The sequence below is a fragment of the Candidatus Rhodobacter oscarellae genome (assembly GCF_001078595.1).
GTDB classification, from domain to species: Bacteria; Pseudomonadota; Alphaproteobacteria; order Rhodobacterales; family Rhodobacteraceae; genus Rhodobacter_B; species Rhodobacter_B oscarellae.
On record NZ_LFTY01000002.1, the window covers coordinates 1,972,435 to 1,994,787 of the forward strand.

Below are 22,353 nucleotides of genomic sequence, written 5' to 3' on the forward strand. Positions count from 1 at the left end.
GGGTGAAGCGGCGCAAGAGGCGCCGAATGAGGCTACGCATCGGCGGCCTCGCAGGGTGGCGCGCGGCGAATGCGGGTCAGCTCCGCCAGGATCGACAGCGCGATCTCCTCGGGGGTGACCGCGCCGATGTCGAGCCCGGCGGGGGCGCTGACCGCACGCACGGCGTCTTCGGGATGGCCCTGCGCGATCAGCTTCTGCGCCAGGGCGGCGTATTTCTTGCGGCTGCCCACGAAGGCGACATGCTCGGCGCCCGCGCCCAGCGCCGTCTTCAGCGCCACCAGATCGCCCTGCCCCTGCGTGGCCACAACGATCACCCGGCGGCGCGGCCCGGCGGCGGGGGCCAGCGCGTCCTCTGCGGCGCGCTGCGTCATCTCCCAGTGGAACTGCGGCGCCAGCGCGGCCAGCGCCTCGGCCACAGGCGAGGCACCAAAGACGAGCAATTCCGGCGACGGCAGGCAGGGCTCGATAAAGATGTCGACCGAGCCCTCGGAGGGGCAGCCGTTGCGCACAAAGCGCGTGCCCGCGACCATCTCGCCAGCCGAAACGCCGCGCTCGGCCAAAAGCTCCTGCGGTGCGACGGAGACAAGCTGCGGCGTGCCGCTGGCCAGCGCCTCTTGCGCGGCCCGGCGCACCGCACCGGTGGTGCAGCCGCCGCCCAGCCAGCCCTGCAGCACGGTCCCATCCGCCGCCAGCAGCGCCTTGGCGCCGGGCTTGGCCGCCGTGGCCCCGGCGGTGCGCACGATGGTGGCAAAGGCAAAGGGCTCCTGGCGCGCGGTCAGCGCCTCGGCGGTGTCGGCCAGATCCTGGGGCATCAGCTCTTTGGGCATCATAGGCGCGCGAGCTCCGGTTCAAGGGCTGCGAGGTCCGCCAGGGTGCCCGCCGCCGCGAAAAGGTCGAGATGCGGCAGCGCCGCGGCCATGCCGCCCGCGATGGGCGCGTAGTCGCGCCATCCCTTCAGCGGGTTCAGCCAGATCACCCGGCAGCCGCGCTTCTTGAGCTTGGCCAGCGCCGCGGCCAGCGCCTCCGGCGGGTCCGTATCGTAGCCATCCGAGAGGATCAGCACCACGCTGCGCCCGTCCACCAGCCGCCGCGCATAGGTCGCGGCGAAGCGCTCCAGGCTGGCGCCGATTTTTGAGCCCCCGCCGAAGCCATCCGCCATCAGCGACATCCGCCCGATGGCGCGCATCGCGTCGCGGTCGCGCAGCGCCTCGGTGATCCGCACCAGGCGGGTGTGGAACAGATAGGCGTCCGCCGTGGGGTCCGACCGCATCAGCCCCGCCAGGAAGGCCAGGAAGACCTGCGCGTAGACCGTCATCGAGCCGGAGACGTCGCAGAGCGCCGTGATCCTCACGGCACGGTCGGGGCGCTTGCGGTGAAAGAGCCGGACCGGCTCGCCCCCCGTTGCCAGGCTCTGACGGATGATCTTGCGGAAATGCAGCCGGTCGCCCTTGCGCGCCGCCCTGCGCCGCCGCGCGCGGCGGTCGCGCAGCGCTTGCCCGAGGCGGGCGGCGACCGCCTCCGCGGCGGCGATCTCCTCTTGCCGCACCAGATCGCGCAGGTCCTTGCGCATCAGGTTCCGGGTCTCGGTGGCGATCAGCCTGCCCTCGCCGTCGCTCTCGGCCGCGCCGTCACCGCCATCCGGCGCGGTGGCCTGGCCCGCGCCGCCGGCGGCCTCGCCCTTTGCGTCACGCGAGGAATGCACCGCGTCATGGCCCTTGGCCTTAGACGCCGGCATCACCCGCGTTCTCACCCGGCCGGCATCCATCCAGAAGCCGTCAAACAGCGCGTCAAAGCGCTCGGCCTCCTCCTTGCAGCCCGTGCAGATCGGCCGCAGGGCGCGGCGGGCCTCCTCGGGGCGGGCGGCGCTCACATGGGTGAGCGCGTCCAGGGCCAGGGCGGTCTCGGCGACCCCCAGCCGCAGGCCGTTCTCGCGCAGATGCGCCACAAAGCCGCTCATCCGCGCGGCGGGGCCCGGGTCGCGGGCGGCAAAGCGCGTTACCCGGCTCATGCGGCCCTGCCCGCCAGGCGCTGCGTCACCTCGGTGGTCACATTCGCCTGGTCGACCTGCGTCTTCAGCAGGGTCTTCAGCGTGGACTGCAGCACCGCCGGATCGCTGGTCAGGTCCGCGATCCCCAGCCCCATCAGCGCCGCGGCGAAGTCCAGCATCTCGGCGATGCCGGGCACCTTCTCCAGCTCCTCGCGGCGCAGAGCCTGCACGAAGCCCACGACCTGCCCCGCCAGCCGCGCCTCCACGCCCGGGCAGCGCGCGCGTAGGATCGCGAGCTCTGTCTCGCGGTCGGGGTAGTCCAGGTAAGTGTATAAGCAGCGGCGGCGCAAGGCGTCGCTAAGGTCGCGGGTGCCGTTCGCTGTCAGGACGACCAGAGGCTGCGTTGTGGCATGGATCGTGCCCAGCTCCGGTACCGTGATCTGAAACTCCGAGAGGACCTCCAAGAGGAAGGCCTCGAATTCCTCATCGGCGCGGTCGATCTCGTCGATCAACAGCACCGGCGGCTTGGGCTGGCGGATCGCGGCCAGCAGGGGGCGTTCCAGCAGGAACTCCTCGGAGAAGATGCGATCCTCGACGGCGCGGCCCGTCTCACCGGCCTCGGAGGCGGCCCGGATCGTCAGAAGCTGGCGCTGGTAGTTCCATTCGTAGATCGCCTGCGAGGCGTCCAGCCCCTCATAGCATTGCAGCCGGATCAGCTTGGCGCCCCGCGCCCCGGCCAGCGCGCGGGCGACCTCAGTCTTGCCCACCCCCGCCGGGCCCTCAAGCAATATTGGCCGCTCAAGGACATCCATAAGATGCAGCGCCATGGCAAGATCGTCGGTGGCGACATATCCCTCGCCGGCCATATCGTGTTGAAGCTGCTGGAAAGACATGGTCGTTACCCTTCCTCTTGCTGAAAATATCCCAGGGGGGTCCGGGGGGACAGCGTCCCCCCGGCGGATCGACGCGGCGCAGGCCGCGGCGAAACCTCTAGCCGTGCAGCCCAAGCTCGTTGGCGATCTTCCAGATCCGCCAATGATCGTGGGGCATGTGGCTCTGGCGCAGCCCGAACGCGCGGAACGCATCATGCACCGCGTTCGAGAACGCGGGCACCCCGCCCACATTCGGGCTCTCGCCCACGCCCTTGGCCCCGATCGGGTGGTGCGGCGACGGCGTGACCGTGTGGTCCGTCGTATAATGCGGGGTCTCCACCGCCGTGGGCAGGAAGAAGTCCATCAGCGTGGCCGTCTTGACGTTGCCCATCTCGTCATAGGCGATCTCTTGCCCCATCGCGATGGCCAGCGCCTCGGTGAGCCCGCCATGCACCTGGCCCTCGATGATCATCGGGTTGATCCGGGTGCCGCAATCGTCCAGCGCATAGAACTGCCGGATCTCATGCTCGCCGGTGTCCACGTCGATCTCCATCACGCAGACATAGGCGCCGAAGGGATAGGTCATATTGGGCGGGTCGTAATAGCTGACCGCCTCGAGCCCCGGCTCCAGCCCCGGGATCGCCTGGTTGTAGCTGGCAAAGGCGATCTCTTTCATTGTCTTGAAGCGCTCGGGCGCGCCCTTGACCACGAACCGGTCCACGTCGAACTCGACGTCGCCGTCATGCACCTCTAGCAGATAGGCCGCGATCATCTGCGCCTTGGCGCGGATCTTGCGCCCCGCCATCGCGGTGGCCGCCCCGGCCACGGGGGTGGAGCGGGAGCCATAGGTCCCCAGCCCGTAGGGCGCCGTATCGGTGTCGCCCTCCTCGATGGTGATGCTGTCGGCGGGCAGGCCGATCTCGGTGGCCAGGATCTGCGCAAAGGTCGTCGCGTGCCCCTGCCCCTGGCTGATCGTGCCCAGCCGCGCAATCGCCGACCCCGTGGGGTGGATGCGGATCTCGCAGCTGTCGAACATGCCCAGCCCGAGGATGTCGCAGTTCTTCACCGGCCCGGCGCCCACGATCTCGGTGAAGTGGCAGAGGCCAATCCCCAAGAGCTTGCGCGTCTTGCCGGCCTTGAAGTCCGCGACCCGCTGCGCCTGCTCGGCGCGCAGGTCATCATAGCCCACCGCCGCCATCGCCTTGCCCCAGGCTGTGTGATAGTCGCCGCTGTCATATTCCCAGCCCAGCGCCGACTGATAGGGAAACTGCTCGGCCTTGATGAAGTTGATCCGGCGCAGCTCTGCGGCGTCCATGCCCAGTTCAATCGCCAGCACCTCGATCATGCGCTCGATGAAATAGGCGGCCTCGGTCACCCGGAACGAGCAGCGATAGGCCACCCCGCCCGGCGCCTTGTTGGTATAGACCCCGTCGACGGCCAGGTAGGCCGTGGGGATGTCGTAGGAGCCGGTGCAGATGTTCATGAACCCCGCCGGGAACTTGGTGGGGTCCGCGCAGGCGTCGAACCCGCCGTGATCGGCGGTCGTGTGGCACCAGAGCCCGGTGATCTTGCCCTCCTTGGTGGCGGCGATCTTGCCCTGCATCCAGTAGTCGCGAGCGAAGGCCGTGGTCATCAAGTTGTCCATCCGGTCCTCGATCCACTTCACCGGCTTGCCGGTCACGATCGAGGCCACCACCGAGCACACATAGCCCGGATAGGCGCCCACCTTGTTGCCAAAGCCGCCGCCGATATCGGGCGAGATCACACGGATGTTGTGCTCCTCAATCCCCGAGATCAGCGAGACCACCGTGCGGATCGCATGCGGCGCCTGGAACGTGCCCCAGAGCGTCAGCTTACCATTCACCTTGTCCATGGAGGCCACGCAGCCGCAGGTCTCTAGCGGGCAAGGATGGGTGCGGTGATAATAGACCATCTCCTCGGCCACGACATCCGCCGCGCCGATCACCTGCTCGGTGGCGTCCTTGTCGCCCGCCTCCCAGGTGAAGATGTGGTTGGGGTGATTTCTGGGGCCATGTGCGCCGTCGGGCGTCCCGCCATCCGCGCCCAACAGGTCCTCGCGCAGCACCACATCTGATTGCAGCGCCTCGAACGGGTCCACCAGCACGGGCAGCTCCTCGTATTCCACCTCAACGGACTCGATGCCATCGGCGGCGGCATAGCGGTCGGTGGCCACCACAAAGGCGACCTCCTGGCCCTGATAGAGCACCTTGCCATCCGCCAGCACCATCATCTTGTCACCCGCCAGGGTGGGCATCCAATGCAAGCCCAGGGGCTCTAGATCCGCAGCGGTCAGCACCGCCAGCACGCCGGGCACCTCCATCGCCGCCGAGCTGTCGACGCTCTTCACCCGCGCATGGGCATAGGGCGAGCGCACGAAGTCGCCAAAGAGCATCCCGTCCAGCTTGAGGTCATCGACATAGTTGCCCTTGCCCTGGGTAAAGCGCGCGTCCTCGACGCGCTTGCGCTTGCAGCCCATGCCGCCGAGGGCGTCGACGCGTTCCTCGCGTGTCACTTCGTCCTTCATTGTGCTGCCTCCTTGCTGGAGCTCATATCCGCGGCCGCGGCCATGATCGCCTTGACGATGTTCTGATACCCGGTGCAGCGGCAGAGATTGCCGGCCATGCCAAAGCGCACCTCCTCCTCGGTCGGGCTGGGGTTCTCCTCAAGCAGCTTGGCCGCGCGGGTGATCATCCCCGGCGTGCAGTAGCCGCATTGCAGCCCGTGATGCTCTTTGAAGGCCTCCTGCAGCGGGTGCAGCGCGTCCGGGCCGCCCATGCCCTCGATGGTGGTGACCTCGGCGCCGTTGGCCTGGGCCACGAACATGGTGCAGGACTTGATGGTCTTGCCGTTGAGGTTCACCGTGCAGGCGCCGCAATGGGAGGTCTCGCAGCCGATATGCGGCCCGGTGATCCCGAGGCGCTCGCGCAGGGTGTAGATCAGCAGCTCGCGCGGCTCGGCCAGGAATTCCTCCTCCGCGCCGTTCACGGTCAGCTTGATGTGCATCTTGTTGCTCATGGTGTTCTCTCCTTACGCCCGCGACCAGGCGCGCGCGATGGCGCGGCCCAGGATGACGCCCGCGACGTGGCGCTTAAAGGCGACGGGGCCGCGATTGTCCTCGGTGGGGTCGATATCGCCCAGCATGGCGGCGACGCTGGCCTTGATGGCGGCCGCGTCCACGGCGGTGCCCACCAGGGCCGCGCCTGCGGCCTCGGACCAGACCGGCACATCCGAAAGGTTGGTCATGGCGACAGAGGCGCTGGCGCAGGCGCCGCCCTCCTTGGTCAGCAGAACCGCCGCGGCGGCGGTGGCATAATCGCCAATCTTGCGCTTTTGCTTCTCATAGGCGTAGCCGCCCGAGGTCGCCGCAAAGCTGACCGCGGTCAGCACCTCGTCATCCTCGCGTTCGGTCATATAGGCCGCCTCATAGAAGTCGCGGGCCTTCACGGCGCGCGCGCCGCCGGGGCCCTCCAGCTCGAAACTGGCGTCCAGGCACTGCATCAGCCCCGGCATGTCATTGCCCGGGTCGCCATTGGCGACGTTGCCGCCGATGGTGCCCATATAGCGCACCTGCGGGTCGGCGATCTGCAGCGCGGCCTCGCGCAGGATCGGCGCCGCATTAGACAGCCCGGCATGGTCGATAAGCTCGGCCTGGGTCGCCATCGCGCCGATGCGCACCTGCCCGCCCTGGACGCTGATCCCGCCGAGGCTGGTCACGTCCTGCAGGTCGATCAGATGCGGCACCTCGGCCATGCGCAGCTTCATCATCGGGATCAGGCTGTGCCCCCCCGCCATGACGCGCGCGTCGTCCCCATGTTCGGTTAAGAGGGCAATCGCCCCCGCAAGGTCCGCCGGGCGATGATATTCAAACGCGGCTGGAATCATTGCTTCTCCTCCCTGAGCAAAGTTCTGGCTGCTGAAGGGTTGGAATGCGCGGGCGGGTCGATCCAATCAAAATGCAGCGCTTGCGCGCGATTTGCACGAGTTGCGCCCTAACGCGCACGAAATGCGCGCAGCGCGGGGATCGTTTGGATTTCCGCGAAGGGAATGAACTGGGGGTCTTGGACTTCCCCCATCGCGGGCGTAATCTGGGCGCGAACAAAAATGGGAGCCATGCGATGAAACTGATTTCCGCTTTGACCGGCCTGCTGGCCGGCTTCGCCGCCAGCGTGGCCATGGCCGACGGGCACCTTCCCGATCTTGAGGGCCGCACGGTGGTCGTGGTCACCGAGAACGCCTACCCGCCGCTGCAATTCGTGGACAGCGCGGGCAACGCCGTCGGCTGGGAATACGACGCCATGGCCGAGATCGCCACGCGCATCAACATCACCGTGGAGTACGAAAACATCTCTTGGGACGCGATGATCCCCGCCGTCAGCGAGGGGCAGTTCGACCTGGGCATGACCGGGATCACCATCCGCGACGACCGCGCCGAGATCGTGGACTTCTCGGACGCCTATATGCGCTCTGAGATGGTGATGATGGTGCGCGGCGACGAGGACCGGTTCTCTGACGCGGCGAGCTTTGCGGCGGGCGACGACCTCTTGATGGCCGCGCAGCCCGGCACCACGCCCTTCTATGTCGGCGTCTATGACGTGCTAGACGGCAACGAGGCCAACCCGCGCATCAAGCTATTCGAGACCTTCGGCGCGGGCGTGCAGGCGCTGCGCACCGGCGATGTGGACCTGGTGCTGACCGACGGCACCGCGGGCAACGGCTATGTCGACGCCTCCGGCGGCGGGCTGAAGATCGTCGGCGAGAAGCTGGGCACCGAGGATTTCGGGTTCATCTACCCCAAGGGCTCGGACCTGGTAGAGCCGATCAACGCCGCGATCGCGTCGATGAAAGAGGACGGCACGATCGAGGCGCTGAACACCAAGTGGTTCCTGGAGTACAAGCTTGGCGAGTAAGCACGGCGGCGCCCCGGGCCTGACCCGGGGCCTCTGATATGGGCCCACAGCGCGACGACGACCAGGACTTTCCCTGGTGGCTGGTGCTCGCCGGTGCGCTGGGGGCGTATTTCCTCTACCGAGTGATCTCGGACGACATCTATGCCCAGGTGCTGCGCACGCTGGGCAAGGGCGTCTGGATCACGGTGTTCGTGACACTGGTGGGGTTTGCCTCGGCCTGCGGCATCGGGCTCTTGCTGGCGGTGGGCTCGCTGTCGCGGTTCTTGGTGCTGCGCCAGGTGGCGCGGTTCTACATCGAGATCATCCGCGGCATCCCGATCATCGTGCTCTTGCTCTACGTGGCCTTCGTGTTCGCACCCGCGCTGGTGGCGGCCTGGAACTGGGCGGCGACGGGGGTGGGGCTCGAGCCGATCCGCACCCGCGACTTCCCGCTCTTATGGCGGGCGATCCTGGCGCTGACGATTGGGTACTCGGCCTTCATCGCAGAGGTCTTCCGCGCCGGGCTGCAATCGGTAGACCGAGGCCAGATCGAGGCGGCGCAGACGCTGGGGCTGTCGAACTGGCAACGGTTTCGCCTCGTGGTGTTCCCGCAGGCCTTCCGCACGATCCTGCCGCCTTTGGGGAATGACTTCGTGGCGATGGTGAAGGACAGCTCTCTGGTGTCGGTGCTGGGGGTGACGGACATCACTCAGCTGGGCAAGGTGACGGCAGCGGGGAATTTTCGGTACTTTGAGANCAAGTCCTGGGCGCTGCGCCTTGCCGAGCGTCGTGGGAAGAGACGTGCCACCGTGGCCAGATCGAGGCGGCGCAGACGCTGGGGCTGTCGAACTGGCAACGGTTTCGCCTCGTGGTGTTCCCGCAGGCCTTCCGCACGATCCTGCCGCCTTTGGGGAATGACTTCGTGGCGATGGTGAAGGACAGCTCTCTGGTGTCGGTGCTGGGGGTGACGGACATCACTCAGCTGGGCAAGGTGACGGCAGCGGGGAATTTTCGGTACTTTGAGACCTATAACGTGGTCGCGCTGATCTATCTGCTGATGACGGTGACGCTGTCATTGGCGCTGCGGCGGCTGGAGAGGCGCTTGCGGCAGGACGATCCGGCCTAGCGACAGGTCTCGGGACGCATGGGATTGAATTTCGCTTTTGACCTGGAGCGGGCATTAGCCTCCCGCCCCGGACTTGACCCGGGGCCCCTACGGTGACGCTCGCGCAACCTGGGCTGCGGCCGACCTGGAGGTCGCTTGCGCATCAGTTCAATCAACGTCGACGTCTCTGGAAACCGAAATGTTTCAACGAGACGCGCGGTTGCAAATGCGGCCTCCTGGGGGAGGTCGGCCGCAGCCCAGGCAAGCTGGGCGGTCGCTCTATGTAAGGCCCGCTGCGTCTGGTGTCGGCGAGCGTTGTTAGGGCGGTGCGCTTAAGGTCATAGGCCCGCTCCAGGTCAAAACCACCGCCAGTCGGTTAAACCCCCTCCCAAGCACATGAACAAACCACCGCCCGGCACCCTCCGTCAAAACTAGGCCAGCCAGATCGATGCTTCATAAAATCTCAACCGAATCGCCGAACAATAAAGGGCGGTTGGGAGAGGGATAATTAGGCGCGCTGCGCATTAACGAATTCTAAAGTTACGGCGAAGCATCTGGCGGTCTGTCACGACCGCGCCTAAGCTACCCAAAACACATAGGAGCCCGCCGATGAACCCGCTGCTTTCCGATTGGGATACGCCGTTTCAGATCGCCCCGTTCGATGCCATCGAGGATGATCACTTCGCTGCCGCGCTGGATGCGGCAATGGCGGCGGACCTGCGTGAGACGCAGGCCATTGCCGAGTATCCCGAGCCGGCGAGTTTCGCCAACACGATCGACGCGATAGAGCGCTCTGGCGCTCTTTTGGACCGCGTCGCCGGGGCGTTTTTTAACGTCGCGGGGGCCGACAGCAACCCTGCGCGCGAGGCGCTGATGCGGGAGTTCGCACCGAAATTCTCCACCCATGCCTCGGCGATCTACTCCAACGCCGCGCTCTTTGCGCGCATCCAGGCGCTGTGGGAGGCGCGCGCGACGCTTGGGCTGACGCCCGAGCAAGAGCGGGTGCTGATGCTGATCCGGCGGCGTTTTGTGCGCGAGGGTGCGCTGCTGCGCGGCGCAGAGGCAGAGCGCATGAAGGCGATAAAGTCCCGCCTGGCCGAGCTGGGCACGCAGTTCACCCAGAACCTGTTGGCGGATGAGCGGGACTGGCACATGGTGCTTTCGGAGACGGACTTGGAGGGCCTGCCGCAATTCCTGATCGACGCCGCGCGCGCCACCGGTGCCGAGAAAGGCGCCGACGGCCCGGTGATCACCACCAGCCGTTCGCTGATGGAACCCTTCCTCAAATTCTCTCCCCGCCGCGACCTGCGCGAGAAGGCCTATCAGGCCTGGGCCGCCCGCGGCGCCAATGGCGGCGAGACCGACAACCGCGCCATCGCCGCCGAAATCCTCGCTCTGCGCGAGGAGCGTGCCGGGCTCTTGGGCTATGAGAGCTTCGCCGCTTTCAAGCTCGAGACCGAGATGGCCAAGACCCCAGAGGCGGTGGAGGACTTGCTGATGCAGGTCTGGGCGCCCGCCCGTGCCGCCGCAGAGGCCGACGGCACGGTGCTAACCAAGCTCCTGCATGCCGATGGCATCAACGGCGCGCTGGAACGCTGGGACTGGCATTACTACTCCGAGAAGCGCCGCAAGGCCGAGCATGATTTCGACGAGGCCGAGCTCAAGCCCTACCTGCAGCTGGACCGCATGATCGAGGCGGCTTTTACCTGCGCCAACCGGCTCTTTGGGTTGGAGTTCGCGCCCACCGACGTGCCGTTGTATCACCCGGATGTGCGGGCCTGGGAGGTCAGGCGCAACGGTGAACATGTCGCGCTCTTTCTGGGGGATTACTTCGCGCGCGGCTCCAAGCGCTCCGGCGCCTGGTGCTCGGCGATGCGCAGCCAACAAAAACTGGCGGGCGACATCCGACCCATCGTGGTGAATGTCTGCAACTTCACCAAGCCCGCCGAGGGGCAGCCCGCGCTGATCGGCTATGGCGATGCGCGCACGCTGTTTCACGAGTTCGGCCACGCGCTGCACCAGATGCTGAGCGATGTGACCTATCCGCTGATCTCGGGGACTTCGGTGGCGCGCGACTTTGTGGAACTGCCGAGCCAGCTCTACGAGCATTGGCTGGAGGTGCCCGAGGTGCTGGCAGAGTTCGCCACTCATGTGGAGACCGGCGAGGCGATGCCAAAGGAGATGCTGGACAAGGTGCTGGCCGCGGCGACCTATGATATGGGCTTTCAGACGGTGGAGTATGTCGCCTCGGCCCTGGTGGACCTGAGGTTCCATACCGGCGCCGCACCGGGGGATCCGATGGCGCGCCAAGCGGAGATCTTGCAAGAAATCGGCCTGCCCCACGCCATCGGCATGCGCCATGCGAGCCCACATTTCGCACATGTCTTCGCGGGCGATGGCTATTCCAGCGGCTATTACAGCTACATGTGGTCAGAGGTGATGGACGCCGACGCATTCGAAGCCTTCAAGGAGGCCGGCGGCGCATTTGACACCGGGATGGCGAAGAAGCTGGAGCAGCATATTCTCTCCGTTGGCGGGTCCGAAGAGGCGGATGTGCTCTACACCAAGTTCCGTGGCAAAATGCCGGGGGTCGAGGCGCTGCTGAAGGGGCGCGGGCTGGCGGCATAGCAGGGCCGGCGGGGTGGCGCGCGCGTGAAATGAGCGCCTCCTCGCGCGCCTGCGGGCACTCCTCGGCGCGCGGAATTGCAGCAAACCCGCAAAAAGGTGAATGTTGCAGACGCTCCCGCGGGTTTTGAGGCGTTAGGAATATCTTAGGGCGACTCGCCACATAATAAGGGTGGGAGGATGGGGGTTTAACCTATCCTCAAACGCAACCCTCCCGCCGCCCAGGCAGCATGCCCGGGCCGAGATTGAGAATTCGTTAATCTGATCACGATGTGTTTCAAAACGACAATGGCGCGTGAACACCGTATCTCGTCGAAACCTTGTCACTAAAACGTTTCGCATGAAGGCCTGGGTCAGGTTGATTGCGATCCGCTGGAGGGCGGAATGATCGGCGGCGCCGCCACGAGCGTTCCTTGCTCGCCTGGTCATAGAGCATCGCTTGGCCGACACGAGGCCGCGATTGCAGTGCCGGAACGCCACATGGGCGTCTCTGGACACATAATCGCGTTCGGGGCGGCAGGCGATGCCGTTGAACAAGAAACTGCTCAGGGTCGTGAATGCGCGGGGTGCTAATCCCGCGCGGTTGAAGCGCTTCGCCAAGGGTTTTAACGCAATTCGGTTAGGGCAAAATTAACCAACCGTGCGCTGGTCCTACATCAGATCTGGCAGATCGCATTCCAGGCTGCGCTCTATCCGGCAGTATTGTGCGCGGGCGCGCGGCGGGTATGGCCCGCCAAAGCACATCAAGCCGCGCGGCGCCTCGGGGCGCGTCACAGCGAATGCCGCCGCGCGGTCCCCCACCGAGCTTCGGCTCAGCCGGTTCAGATGCCGTATCGTCGCGGCGGCGCGCGATGCGGGGGGGCGCCGCGGTTTGAGATGCACGCCCTTCAGCGGGACCGCCTCTAACGCGTTCAGATGCGCCGCTCCGTCCGTGATCGAGAAATAGGCCTTCCCCATCAAGCCATAGTCGCTGCCCAGACCGGCGCCATCCTTGCCCGCGCCGCCGATGAACAAGAAGTTGCCGAGCGAATAGAAGATCGCCGCGCTCTTTTCTGGGATCGCCTCGACGGCGCGCACCACATGCGGGTGATGGCCCAGCACCAGATGCACCCCGGCCTCGTCCACGGCGCGCCGGAACAGCGCCGCCTGCCCGGAATTCAAAGAGGTGGCGTTCTCGGTCCCGTAATGCACGGACAGGATCTTGAGGTCAGCCTTCGCAGATTTCAAACCAGCGAGCACCTTGTCGTAATGCCCGCGCGAAAACAGATAGGCCATGCCGACGCGATCCTCGCGCGGGGCATAGCTGCCGCTGCCAAAGCTCAGCGAGGACATCGCCACCCGCACCCCCTTCACGGTGGCGATCTTGGGCGCAAAGGCGTCCTCGCCGCGACCGATGCCGGCATAAAGCAGCGGGCGCGTGGGGCGGTCCTCGCCGTCGAAGAAATCAAGCGTGGCGCTAAGCCCCGATCGGCCGTGATCGAAGGCGTGGTTATTCGCCAGGCCAAAGGCGTTCACGCCCAGGCGGATGAGGTGGCGGAACTGATCGGGGTGGCTGCGGAAAACAAAGGTCTTGCCCTGGCGGGCGCCGTCGCGCTCGGCCACCACGGTTTCGACATTCACAAAGTTGATATCGCCGTCCCACTCTGTCGCCAGAAGCTCGGTGAGATCCGTCAGGCGGTGCGTTCCGAATTTGCGCACCCTGTCGGGCAGCGGGGTCTCGCGCGAGCGCGCAAAATTCACGTCGCCGCCAAAGGTCAGCACGATTTCCTGCGCGGACACAGCACAGGCTGACAGCGCGACAAGCAGCGCCGCGCCTAGTTGCAGACATCTCGGCATAAATTGCCGCCCTTCTCCCAGTGCCACCAGACTAGGGGTCGCGGGCGCGGCTGCAAACGATTCGCTTGGGCTAAGTCATTGAAGCGCCACAAGTGTGGCATCTGAGGCATTGCAGGCCACGCGCACGCGGATGCCGTTGGGCGGCCAATGCCGCGTCACCAGCCGCAGCGCGTCGCGCGCGCTGCCGGCGGGCTCCGCCGCGGTCACCGCCTGCAACTCAGGCCCCAGCGCGGTGCGGTTCATGATCACCGGCACCCAGCCGGAATTGGCAATCACCAGTTTAGAGCGCAGCGCAGAGGCCAGGTTTTTAGGCGGTCGCGGGCGGCAAAGCTCCAGCCAGGCCAGCCCGCCAGTGCGCCGCGACAGCGAGACCTGCCCGGACACGAAGTTACCGGTGGAATAGATCACCAGGCCCTGGCTACCGTCGCTGCGGCGCACATATTCCCAGGGCTGCACCACATGCGGATGGGTGCCGATGACCGCCGTCGCGCCCGCGCCGACGAGATCGCGCGCCAGGGCGCGCTGCCGCGCGTTTGGGCTGTGCTGGTACTCAAACCCCCAATGCGGCGTGACGATCACGCCCGCCACATCCGACCGCCCGGCATTGCGCGCCACCAGCGTCAAAAGCGCCTCGCGGTCCTCAAAGCACATCAGCACCTGATTGTTGGGGTCGCGCAGCCCGTTGGTCGAGTAGCTGCAGGCGATCCACGCGATCCGCCCCAGCCGCGACGGCGTGTAGGCGACAAAGCTGCGGGCCTCGCCGGTCTTGACCGTGCCGAAATACCGCAGCCGGGCCGCCCGCAAGCTGTCAATCGTGCGGTCCGCCCCCAGCACGCCGCGATCCATCGAGTGGTTATTCGCCGTGGAGACAAGATTGACGCCCGCGCGCATCAGGTCCGTGATCACCCGCGGATGGTAGTTGAACTGCGGGAAGGACGAATAGACACGGTCGTCAAACACCGGCCCCGGATCGCGCGTGTTATTGCCACCGCGGGTCACGCCCGGGGCGACGGGCCCCTCAAGGTTGGCATAGGCGATGTCGGCGGCCCGAAAGATCGGCGCCACCGCCCGCCAGATCGCGTAAAACCCGTCGGGGTCAGAATAGCCGCGCCGCTGCAGCGGGCGATGCAACAGCACATCGCCCACGGCGGCGATCTTCACCCGCGCCGAACCGATGCAGCTGTTCAAGGGCGGCGCCTTGTGCTGCACCACCGCCGTGCAGACCGGGCCCGCAAGCGCGCCCAGAGGCAACAGCGCCGCCAGGCTCAGAAGAACGCCCTGTGCGAGTGCCCTCACGTATCATCCCGGAAGAAAACGAACAGCGCCGAATAGCCCGGCTTGGTCAGCCGCTCACCTGCGGCGCTGTACAGGAACGAGCCGTCGCGAACATAGCCCCAGCGCGCCTTGCGGCTCGGACCGGGTTCAGAGGTGAAGTAGCGCGGCACCTCGGACCACAAAGGCGAGCCCTCGCCCGGGCGCCCCTGGCCGTGAAACATCTCCCAGATCTTATCCGCATTGCCCTGCCGCATCCGCACGCAGCCATGGCTGTCGGCGCGCCCAAGCAGGCGGTACTTGCTGGAGGTCGTGCCGTGCATAGCCACGCCAGAGATCCGCCCGCTGCCGTAATGCAGATCAATATAGATCGAGTTATACATGCCGGGGCTGCCCCAGCCCCGCCGGTGCCGCGTCTTGCGCTCGTCCACATTGAAGATGCCCAGGGGCGTCGGCCCCGAACGCCTATCGCCCTTATAGTGGCGCCCCGTTGACACCGGCCAGGAATAGTCAGGCGCGCCGGTCACGCCCTTCTTCTCCCAGTATTTCTCGTCCCAGATTGCGACGCCCCAGCCATCGCCCCGCCGCTCTAGCACCCACATCTTCTGCCCGCCCGATGAGCGCGTCGACGTATTCACATAGACCGCATGGCTATAGGCCGGATCGATCTGGCTGGGCGCGATATAGGCCACTTTGGGGTTGAGCGCGCCGGGCTTGGCCAGGCCCTCAAGGTAACCAATGCCATGGCCCTTGGCATCCAGCGCCCGTCCCATGTTCGGTAGCAGCAGAGCAGCAGCGCCCGAACCCAACAGAAATTCACGTCTTAAAAGATCCATCCCTATCTCCAAGCCAGTGCGCTTCTTTGCATGGGTCCGCCGCAGTTCTGGCGGCGCTGCAATGAAGCCTGGCCAGCCTCCCAATTTCATCCAGAATAATATCCCTGCGCCCAGGTTATCACCGCGTGCGGCTTTGGCCAGTAATTTTGCGCCCGGGCGCGCGGGATCTGATTTGGGTTGCGCGTTTCGCCCTGGTTGCGCCGTGGTTGCGCCGTGCCGGCGCCCACCCATTTTTAGGTTCCTCGCAACTCTCTAATTTTGCGTTAAAATTTTACCCGCCGGGTCAATCCGCCGCAGCCGCTTGCCGCAATCAAACCAGCATCGGCGCGCCAAGCGCGCACGCCTGCCTGCCTGCCCTAGCCCTCGATCCAAATCGCTCGGAAGTCATTAACATTCGTGCCCGTCGGCCCCGGCACAAAGAGGTCCCCCAGGGCGTCAAACGCGCCCCAGGCGTCGTGCCGCGCCAAGAGCGCCGCCGGATCCCGGCCCGTGCTGCGCAGCCGCGCCGCGCTGCCGCCATCGGCAAACGCGCCCGCATTGTCCTCGGAGCCGTCGATCCCGTCGCTATCCGCCGCCAGCGCGGTGATCCCCGCCGCGCCCTCGATGGCCTGCGCGAAGGACAAAAGGAACTCGGTGTTGCGCCCGCCGCGCCCGCCTTCGCGGCCCAGGCTGACCGTTGTCTCGCCGCCCGAGAGCAGGAGGATCGGCGCCTTGAAGGGCCGCCCGCGCGTGGCGATCTGGCGCGCAATGGCGCCGTGCATCTTGCCTATCTCGCGCGCCTCGCCCTCGATCGCGTCCGATAGGATCACCGACGGGATGCCCTTGGCCTCAGCGGCGGTGGAGGCGGCCTCCAGCGACAGGCTGGCCGAGGCGATCACCCGCGTCTGCAGCCGCGCGAACACCGGGTCCTGCGGATGCGGCGGCGCGGCGGCCTGGATCGCCGTCATGACCGGCGCGGGCAGCGCGATGCGATAGGTCTCGATCAGCGCCAGCGCCTCCTGCGGCGTGACCGCATCCGGCACCGTGGGCCCGGACGCCACCTGCGCCGGGTCATCGCCCGGCACGTCCGAGACCACCAGGCTGACGACCTGCGCAGGATACGCCGCCGCGGCCAGCCGCCCGCCCTTGATCCGGCTCACCTGCTTGCGGATCGCGTTCATCACCGAGATCGGCGCGCCCGAGGCCAGCAGCGCCTGGTTCAAGGCGGCCTCATCCGCCAGCCCCAGCCCGTCCGGCGGCGCTGGCAGCAGCGCCGAGCCGCCGCCGCAGATCAGCGCGACGACTAGGTCCTCCGGGCCAAGGCCTGAGACCGTTTGCAAGAGCCGCTCCGCCGCGGCCAACCCCGCCGCGTCCGGGACCGGATGCGCGGCCTCCAACACCTCGATCTCCTTGCACGCCGCGCCGTAACCGTAGCGGGTGACCACCAGGCCGGAATAAGCCCCCGGCCAATGCGCCTCGAACGCCTGCGCCATCTGCGCCGCGCCCTTGCCCGCACCGATCACAACCGTCCGCCCCTTTGGGGCCGGCGGCAGGTGCTGCGGGAGAATCGCCATGGGATCGGCCGCGGCAACCGCAGCATCGAAGAGCTCGGCCAAGAGGGCCTTCTTGGTGGGGTCAATCATGGCGGACAGTCTGTCCGGATGGCACCCGGATGCAACATGAATTTGGTACATCGGAGAGCTCGGTCTTGGGCTGGTGTGAGCGTTGAACATCAAGCGCACCGCCCTGGCAACATATGCCGGCACCAGATGCCACGGAACCCAAGCGGCGCAACCGCCCGAGCTTGCCTCGGGCAGCGGCCGACCTCCCCCAGGAGGCCGCTTTTGCAACGTTGCAACTCATTGGAACGCAGGCGCTTTCAGAAATCGCTCGCAACACAGTACCGCCGCGCAGGCGACCTCCAGGTCGGCCGCTGCCCAGGTTGCGCTTGGTTCAAGGCGGAGGCCCCGGGTCAAGCCCGGGACGGGTTTCTAATGACCGCTCCAAACCAATTGCCGCCTTTCTTCGCCCCGCCCTTTGACCTCACCGCGAGAATCGCCCAACACTCGCGCCATGACGCACGCGCTTATCACCCAAGACCATATCGACACCTTCCAGGCCGAGGGCGTGGTCCTGATCAAGGGGCTCTTTGCGGCCCATGTGGACCAGCTCGCCGCCGGGATCGAGCGCAACATGGCCGAGCCCGGGCCCTATGCCGCCGAGAACCTCAAGCCCGGCCAGGCGGGCCGCTTCTTTGACGACTACTGCAACTGGACGCGCATCCCGGAGTTCGAGGACGTGATCCGGCGTTCGCCCGCCGCAGAGGTGGCCGCGGATCTGATGCGCTCCAGCAGGTCGCAGATCTTCCACGACCATGTGCTGGTGAAAGAGCCCGGCACGTCCAAGCCCACGCCCTGGCACCAGGACGGGCCATACTACTTCGTATCCGGGCGGCAGACGGTCAGCTTCTGGTCGCCGGTGGACCCGGTGACCCAGGCGACGCTGCGCTGCGTGTCGGGCTCGCATCTTTGGCCAAAGCCGGTGCTGCCGACGCGCTGGCTGAACGAGGACGACTTTTACCCAGACCCGGAGGCCTACATGCCGGTGCCGGACCCGGATGCCGAGGGGATGGTGATCCGCGAGTGGGAGATGGCGCCGGGCGACGCCGTCGCCTTTAGCTATGACATCCTGCACGGGGCGCGCGGGAACACCTCTGACAGCCGCCGCCGCGCCTTCTCGGTGCGATTCGTTGGCGACGACGCGCGCTATGTCGAGCGGCCCGGCCCTACGTCGCCGCCCTTCCCCGGGCACAATATGCAGTCCGGCGACCGACTGCGCGAGGATTGGTTCCCCGTGATCTTTGACCGTTAGGTCACGAATCCCGTAAGAATCCGGAATTGCAGCGTTTTTTTGTTTATTTCCACAGGACCGCTTGGCTAGCCTAGCTCCTGGGGAAAACTTAAGTAACGGCGGCGCCCGCCCGCCAGGAGAGATTGCCGTGCTATCGCGCCTTATTTTGATTGTATTCACCTGCCTATTTTCAACACTGCACCCGGCCCTTGCCGAGCGCGCCGATCCCAAGATGCAGATGCTGTTCATCGGCGCCTCCCCCGAGGATGGCGCGCCGGGTCCGCTGCCTGAGAACCTGCCGGTGATCGAGGTCGACAGCCTGCCCGCCGCCGACGCCGCGCAGCAGGCGGTCTTCGCCGCGCGCCTGCGCGCCAACCCGGTTTCGACCTTCGTGGCCGAGCCCAGCGAGGCCCACGCGCAGTTCGAGCAGTTCTACCTGGTCGCGCATGTGGGGCTTGCCAGCGCCGAGGGCGGCTATGCCATGAAGCTGGCCGGAGAGGCCTTCGCGCTTGGCGATTTCGCCACCCGCGTGTCCTCGCTTGTGGACGCGTTCAAACCCAAGCATCGCCGCGTGGGGCTGCTGCGCGTGACCGACCCCGACGACGTCTTTCCCATGGCCATTGGCGAGGTGCAAACGGCGCTGAACGGCCTTGGCTTTGACATGCTGGTGGTGATGATCGGCGGCGACGGCGGCGCCTCCTGCGGCGCCCAGGAAGCGCTGCATTACAGCCTGGTCAGCGGACTCGCCGACCGCGCGCCCTTTGGCGACGGCAACGGGATCTCCACCGCGCAGGAGGTCGAGAACTATCTGAGCAACGCGCTGAACCGCCAGACCCAGCGCGACGCCGCCTGCGGGCCGCGCTACAGCGTGCTGTTGAAGAACTCCAACGACCCCACGCAGGAGCTCGTCGCCTATGAGGGCCGCTCGGTCTTCACCGATGTCGAGACGCAGCTTTACAACGAGACCTTCGAGGCGATGTTCCTGCTGAAGTCGAACAACCGCGACGGCGTGCAGGAATTCCTGGCCTCCTGCCTCTACTGCCCCAATGAGGAGGCCCTGACCGACCGGCTGCGCGAGATGGAGGAGTTCGCGCGCTCCAGCAAGCTGGAGGACGAGATCTGGCAGCGCATCAAGGACGATGCCGAGCCCGCCCGCCTGGCCATCTATCTGGAGAACTGCGCGCTGTGCAGCTATGAGGCCGAGGTCAAGGAGCGCATCGCCGTGCTGGACGCCAAGGCCCGCGCCCGCGACGCCGAGGCGTCGGCCTTTACCGAGGCCTCCGAGGCCCGCAACCTGGTGGCGCTGCGCAGCTACACCGAGACCTGCGTCGACTGCGCCTATACCGACCAGGCGGGCGCGCTGATCGCCTCCATTGAGGCCGACGAGGCCTATAAGCGCGAGACCGCCGCCTTCGCCGCCGCCATGGAGGCGCGCGAGATACAGCTGCTGTCCGCCTATCTGGAGACCTGCGAGATCTGCGAGGGCAAATCCGCCGCCGCGACCATGCTGGAGGAAGAGACCAGGCGCGCCGAGCTGGCCCAGCCCTGCCTGGCGCTGGCCGCGGTCCCGCAGCTTGGCGGGCCGCGCCAACTGGAAGAGATCGACCAGGCAAGGGCCCTGGCGATCTGCACCACCGCCGCCGCAAGCTTTCCCGACGACCCCGCGCTGCGGACGGTTCTGGGGCGCATCGCGCAGGCCGCGGGCGATTACGAGGCCGCGACCCAAGCCTATCAGGTCGGCATGAACGCGGATGTGCCCGCCGCCTACGGCCTGGCCGCCTACACCCATTACGCGCCGCCCGAGGGCACCGAGATCGACCTGCTGGAGGCCGAGAAGCTGGCCACCATCGGCGCCGACAAGGGCGACTGGCTGAGCCAAGAGATCCTGACCGTGCTCTACTCCAAGGGCCTCGTGCCTGGGCGCACCCAAGAGGAGGCCTTTGAGATCGCGCAGAACATCGCCGACCAGGGCAACGCCATGGCCGAGTTCTTTGTGGGCTACTACTACCTGACCGGCACCGGCGTGGTCAGCAACTCCGCTCAGGCCGAGTCCTGGCTGACCAAGTCGGTCAACCAGGGCTACACCCATGCGATGTCGTTTCTGGCCGAGGTCTACGAGAACGGCCCCACCGGGGTGCCGGAGCCCGAGAAGGCCGCCGAGCTCTACTGGTCCGCCCTCAAGAGCGGCGACGAGACCGCCGCGGATCGCCTGACCACGCAGCTCTCCAACCGGAACCGCGACGTGATCCGCCTGATCCAGCTAAAGCTGCGCGAGGAGGGCGTCTATCGCGGCGGCGCGGACGGCATCGCAGGGCCGGGCACGGTCACCGCGATCCGCAACCTCGCAGAGGCGTTGGTCGCCGACCCGCAGCAGGGGTAAGCAACAACGCTTGACCCAAGGGCGCGCGCCACACGCCGCGCGCTGCACGGCGCTTGCCAAGCGCGGGCCTGTCGCGCATCCTTGCGCCATGGATTTCCTTGAGTTTAGTCATAACCCCGGGCTCGTAGCCGCGTCGGTCATCGTCGCGCTGCTGGCGGGGTTCACCGGGCTGAACCTGACCAAGGACCTGTCGTCGAAATCCGTGCGCCAGCGCAAGATGGCGGTGGCCCTGGCCTCGGTCGCCCTTGGCGGCGGCATCTGGTCGATGCATTTCGTGGCCATGCTGGGGCTGCAGCTGCCGATCCTGTTCTACTATGACGCCGCGATCACCCTGGCCTCGGCGCTGGTCTGCATTCTGATCGTCGGCGTGGCGCTTATCCTGCTGCACTTCACCGAGCGCACCCGCGCCACCATCGTGGCGGCGGGGGCGCTGGTCGGGGCGGGCATCCTGGCGATGCATTACATCGGCATGGCCGGGCTGGAGCTGTGCCGCGCGGTCTACACACCCAGCGGGCTTATCTCGGCTGGCGTGCTGGCCATGGGGCTCTGCGTGGCGGCCTTCGGCGTGGCCTATGGCCAGCGCAGCGACCGCAACATCCTGCTGGGCACGCTCTGCTTCGGCTTGGCCGTGGCCGCCGTGCATTTCGCCGCCGTCGCGGGCACACGCTTTGTTAAGGTGCCGGGCTTTACCGAGTTCGGGCCGATCATGAGCAACGAGGTGCTGGCGCTGGGGGTGATCCTGTCCAGCTTTGTGCTCTTTGGGGCGTTCCTCTGGGTCGGGGTGACCTATCTGATGCCACGACCCGCAACCGGCCCCGCCGCGGGCGCCGAGGCGGCGGCGGACCCGCCTCTTGCTGCGCCCGCCACCCCGCCGATGCGCATCCCCTGCGAGCGCGACGGCGGCAAGCTGTTCATCGCGGCGGCGGATGTCGCCTTTGTGCGCGCCGACGGGCATTACACGCAGGTCTACACCGATGGCGAGCGGCTGTTCTGCGTCTGGCCGATCACCGAGGCGACCAAGCGGCTCTTGCCGCAGGGCTTCCTGAAGGTGCATCGCAGCTACCTGATCAACCCCGCCAAGGTGGCCGCGTTCGAGCGCAAGAAGGACAGCGGGCGCTGCACCTTTGAGGCCGATGACCTGCCGCATGTGCCGGTGAGCCGGTCGAACCTTAAGGATGTGCAACTGGCGCTGGGGGCCTAGGGCGTGCGCGCATCCGCGATCCTTTGCGCTGCCTAAAGCGGCTTCTCAAAGCGCCAGACCGTGAGCGGAAACGGCACCTCCGCAGTCTCCAGTAGAACTTCTTTATTGCCTGCCAACGCCCAGCCTTGCGCCTCGTAGAAAGCACGGGCCCGGCTATTGCCAATCGCGCAAGCGAGAAAGGCCAAGGCGTGCCCGGCCTCCCGGATCCGTGCCTCAGCATCCTTGCAAAGCTCCCGGGCAACGCCCTGGCGCCGCGCGCGCGCATCCACGTAAAGCTGCTCCAGCTCGGCGCCTTTGACAACGCACAGACCCGTTGGCCGACCCACCGCGCCGGTCACCCGCATTTGGGCAAGCCGTGGCGGAATGCGGGGGAGGAAAGACGCCCGCGTCCGTTGCGCCAGCTGGTCCGGCGGCGCCAGACCGCCATGGGCGTCGTGCCATCCTGCGTGCCAGAGATCGGCGATGGCGTCAGTCTCCTCAGCCACGGCGCGGCGCACGGTCAC

At 66.7% G+C, this 22,353-nt stretch carries 17 protein-coding genes and 1 pseudogene; 7 read left to right on the plus strand and 11 right to left on the minus strand.

The features are described 5' to 3' along the window. Positions 1–32: 32 nt before the first annotated feature. The 6 genes from AIOL_RS14295 to AIOL_RS14320 form a co-directional block, all read right to left on the minus strand. Positions 33–830, minus strand: a complete 798-nt coding sequence (locus AIOL_RS14295; RefSeq protein ID WP_049643600.1) for an XdhC family protein — start codon at positions 828–830, stop codon at positions 33–35. Next, entirely contained in the window at positions 827–2,008 is a 1,182-nt protein-coding gene (locus AIOL_RS14300; protein ID WP_049643601.1) for a vWA domain-containing protein, read from the minus strand. Before AIOL_RS14300 ends, AIOL_RS14295 begins: the two co-directional genes overlap by 4 nt. After that, entirely contained in the window at positions 2,005–2,880 is an 876-nt protein-coding gene (locus tag AIOL_RS14305) for an AAA family ATPase (RefSeq protein ID WP_049643602.1), read from the minus strand. Before AIOL_RS14305 ends, AIOL_RS14300 begins: the two co-directional genes overlap by 4 nt. A gap of 97 nt (positions 2,881–2,977) precedes the next feature. Next, on the minus strand, positions 2,978–5,404 hold the full coding sequence (locus AIOL_RS14310) for an aerobic carbon-monoxide dehydrogenase large subunit (RefSeq protein ID WP_049643603.1): 2,427 nt from the start codon (positions 5,402–5,404) through the stop codon (positions 2,978–2,980). Continuing rightward, complete coding sequence (locus AIOL_RS14315) at positions 5,401–5,895, minus strand: (2Fe-2S)-binding protein (protein ID WP_049643604.1); 495 nt, start codon at positions 5,893–5,895, stop codon at positions 5,401–5,403. Before AIOL_RS14315 ends, AIOL_RS14310 begins: the two co-directional genes overlap by 4 nt. A 12-nt stretch (positions 5,896–5,907) precedes the next feature. Further along, positions 5,908–6,762: an FAD binding domain-containing protein gene (locus tag AIOL_RS14320; protein ID WP_049643605.1), complete on the minus strand. Its 855-nt coding sequence runs from the start codon at positions 6,760–6,762 to the stop codon at positions 5,908–5,910. Positions 6,763–6,995: 233 nt separating this feature from the next. Here AIOL_RS14320 and AIOL_RS14325 point away from each other — a divergent pair, with 233 nt between their 5' ends. The 4 genes and pseudogenes from AIOL_RS14325 to AIOL_RS14340 all read left to right on the plus strand — a co-directional run bounded on the left by AIOL_RS14325 (position 6,996) and on the right by AIOL_RS14340 (position 11,499). Then, on the plus strand, positions 6,996–7,787 hold the full coding sequence (locus AIOL_RS14325; protein ID WP_049643606.1) for a transporter substrate-binding domain-containing protein: 792 nt from the start codon (positions 6,996–6,998) through the stop codon (positions 7,785–7,787). A 38-nt stretch (positions 7,788–7,825) separates the two neighbouring features. Beyond that, a partial coding sequence (locus AIOL_RS14330; protein ID WP_049645463.1) for an amino acid ABC transporter permease occupies positions 7,826–8,522 on the plus strand: 697 nt, incomplete at its 3' end. A 1-nt stretch (position 8,523) separates the two neighbouring features. Beyond that, a pseudogene (locus tag AIOL_RS14335) lies at positions 8,524–8,892 on the plus strand (ABC transporter permease subunit); the annotation flags it as partial. 588 nt (positions 8,893–9,480) lie between these two features. Continuing rightward, complete coding sequence (locus AIOL_RS14340; RefSeq protein ID WP_049643607.1) at positions 9,481–11,499, plus strand: M3 family metallopeptidase; 2,019 nt, start codon at positions 9,481–9,483, stop codon at positions 11,497–11,499. Positions 11,500–12,147: 648 nt separating this feature from the next. Here the strand turns inward: AIOL_RS14340 and AIOL_RS14345 are convergent. The 4 genes from AIOL_RS14345 to AIOL_RS14360 form a co-directional block, all read right to left on the minus strand. After that, on the minus strand, positions 12,148–13,332 hold the full coding sequence (locus AIOL_RS14345; protein WP_082152600.1) for a CapA family protein: 1,185 nt from the start codon (positions 13,330–13,332) through the stop codon (positions 12,148–12,150). Between the two features lie 75 nt (positions 13,333–13,407). Beyond that, positions 13,408–14,628 (minus strand): CapA family protein, encoded by a 1,221-nt coding sequence (locus tag AIOL_RS14350; RefSeq protein WP_049643609.1) that lies wholly within the window; start codon positions 14,626–14,628, stop codon positions 13,408–13,410. Then, positions 14,625–15,440: a L,D-transpeptidase gene (locus AIOL_RS14355; protein WP_160314490.1), complete on the minus strand. Its 816-nt coding sequence runs from the start codon at positions 15,438–15,440 to the stop codon at positions 14,625–14,627. Before AIOL_RS14355 ends, AIOL_RS14350 begins: the two co-directional genes overlap by 4 nt. A 356-nt stretch (positions 15,441–15,796) precedes the next feature. Then, entirely contained in the window at positions 15,797–17,062 is a 1,266-nt protein-coding gene (locus AIOL_RS14360; RefSeq protein WP_049643611.1) for a glycerate kinase type-2 family protein, read from the minus strand. A 430-nt stretch (positions 17,063–17,492) separates the two neighbouring features. On the opposite strand from AIOL_RS14360, the gene AIOL_RS14365 reads away from it, so the two are divergent. The 3 genes from AIOL_RS14365 (at position 17,493) to AIOL_RS14375 (ending at position 21,850) form a co-directional block, all read left to right on the plus strand. Further along, positions 17,493–18,290: a phytanoyl-CoA dioxygenase family protein gene (locus AIOL_RS14365; protein ID WP_049643612.1), complete on the plus strand. Its 798-nt coding sequence runs from the start codon at positions 17,493–17,495 to the stop codon at positions 18,288–18,290. 127 nt (positions 18,291–18,417) lie between these two features. Next, positions 18,418–20,649: an SEL1-like repeat protein gene (locus AIOL_RS14370; RefSeq protein WP_152912537.1), complete on the plus strand. Its 2,232-nt coding sequence runs from the start codon at positions 18,418–18,420 to the stop codon at positions 20,647–20,649. Positions 20,650–20,737: 88 nt separating this feature from the next. After that, positions 20,738–21,850 carry an MHYT domain-containing protein gene (locus AIOL_RS14375; protein ID WP_049643614.1) on the plus strand — a complete coding sequence of 371 codons (1,113 nt, stop codon included), beginning with the start codon at positions 20,738–20,740 and terminating at the stop codon, positions 21,848–21,850. A gap of 32 nt (positions 21,851–21,882) precedes the next feature. Here AIOL_RS14375 and AIOL_RS14380 read toward each other — a convergent pair whose 3' ends face one another. Further along, a complete protein-coding gene (locus AIOL_RS14380) occupies positions 21,883–22,353 on the minus strand; it encodes a GNAT family N-acetyltransferase (RefSeq protein WP_049643615.1) in 471 nt (156 codons plus the stop codon).

What these genes read in the sequence shown, in the direction of transcription:
- AIOL_RS14345 (WP_082152600.1), bottom strand. Translation starts at nt 13,332, where the DNA reads ATGCCGAGATGTCTGCAACTAGGCGCGGCGCTGCTTGTCGCGCTGTCA.
- AIOL_RS14320 (WP_049643605.1), bottom strand. Translation starts at nt 6,762, where the DNA reads ATGATTCCAGCCGCGTTTGAATATCATCGCCCGGCGGACCTTGCGGGG.
- AIOL_RS14300 (WP_049643601.1), bottom strand. Translation starts at nt 2,008, where the DNA reads ATGAGCCGGGTAACGCGCTTTGCCGCCCGCGACCCGGGCCCCGCCGCG.
- AIOL_RS14315 (WP_049643604.1), bottom strand. Translation starts at nt 5,895, where the DNA reads ATGAGCAACAAGATGCACATCAAGCTGACCGTGAACGGCGCGGAGGAG.
- AIOL_RS14375 (WP_049643614.1), top strand. Translation starts at nt 20,738, where the DNA reads ATGGATTTCCTTGAGTTTAGTCATAACCCCGGGCTCGTAGCCGCGTCG.
- AIOL_RS14305 (WP_049643602.1), bottom strand. Translation starts at nt 2,880, where the DNA reads ATGTCTTTCCAGCAGCTTCAACACGATATGGCCGGCGAGGGATATGTC.
- AIOL_RS14340 (WP_049643607.1), top strand. Translation starts at nt 9,481, where the DNA reads ATGAACCCGCTGCTTTCCGATTGGGATACGCCGTTTCAGATCGCCCCG.
- AIOL_RS14355 (WP_160314490.1), bottom strand. Translation starts at nt 15,440, where the DNA reads ATGGATCTTTTAAGACGTGAATTTCTGTTGGGTTCGGGCGCTGCTGCT.
- AIOL_RS14325 (WP_049643606.1), top strand. Translation starts at nt 6,996, where the DNA reads ATGAAACTGATTTCCGCTTTGACCGGCCTGCTGGCCGGCTTCGCCGCC.
- AIOL_RS14310 (WP_049643603.1), bottom strand. Translation starts at nt 5,404, where the DNA reads ATGAAGGACGAAGTGACACGCGAGGAACGCGTCGACGCCCTCGGCGGC.
- AIOL_RS14365 (WP_049643612.1), top strand. Translation starts at nt 17,493, where the DNA reads ATGACGCACGCGCTTATCACCCAAGACCATATCGACACCTTCCAGGCC.
- AIOL_RS14295 (WP_049643600.1), bottom strand. Translation starts at nt 830, where the DNA reads ATGATGCCCAAAGAGCTGATGCCCCAGGATCTGGCCGACACCGCCGAG.
- AIOL_RS14360 (WP_049643611.1), bottom strand. Translation starts at nt 17,062, where the DNA reads ATGATTGACCCCACCAAGAAGGCCCTCTTGGCCGAGCTCTTCGATGCT.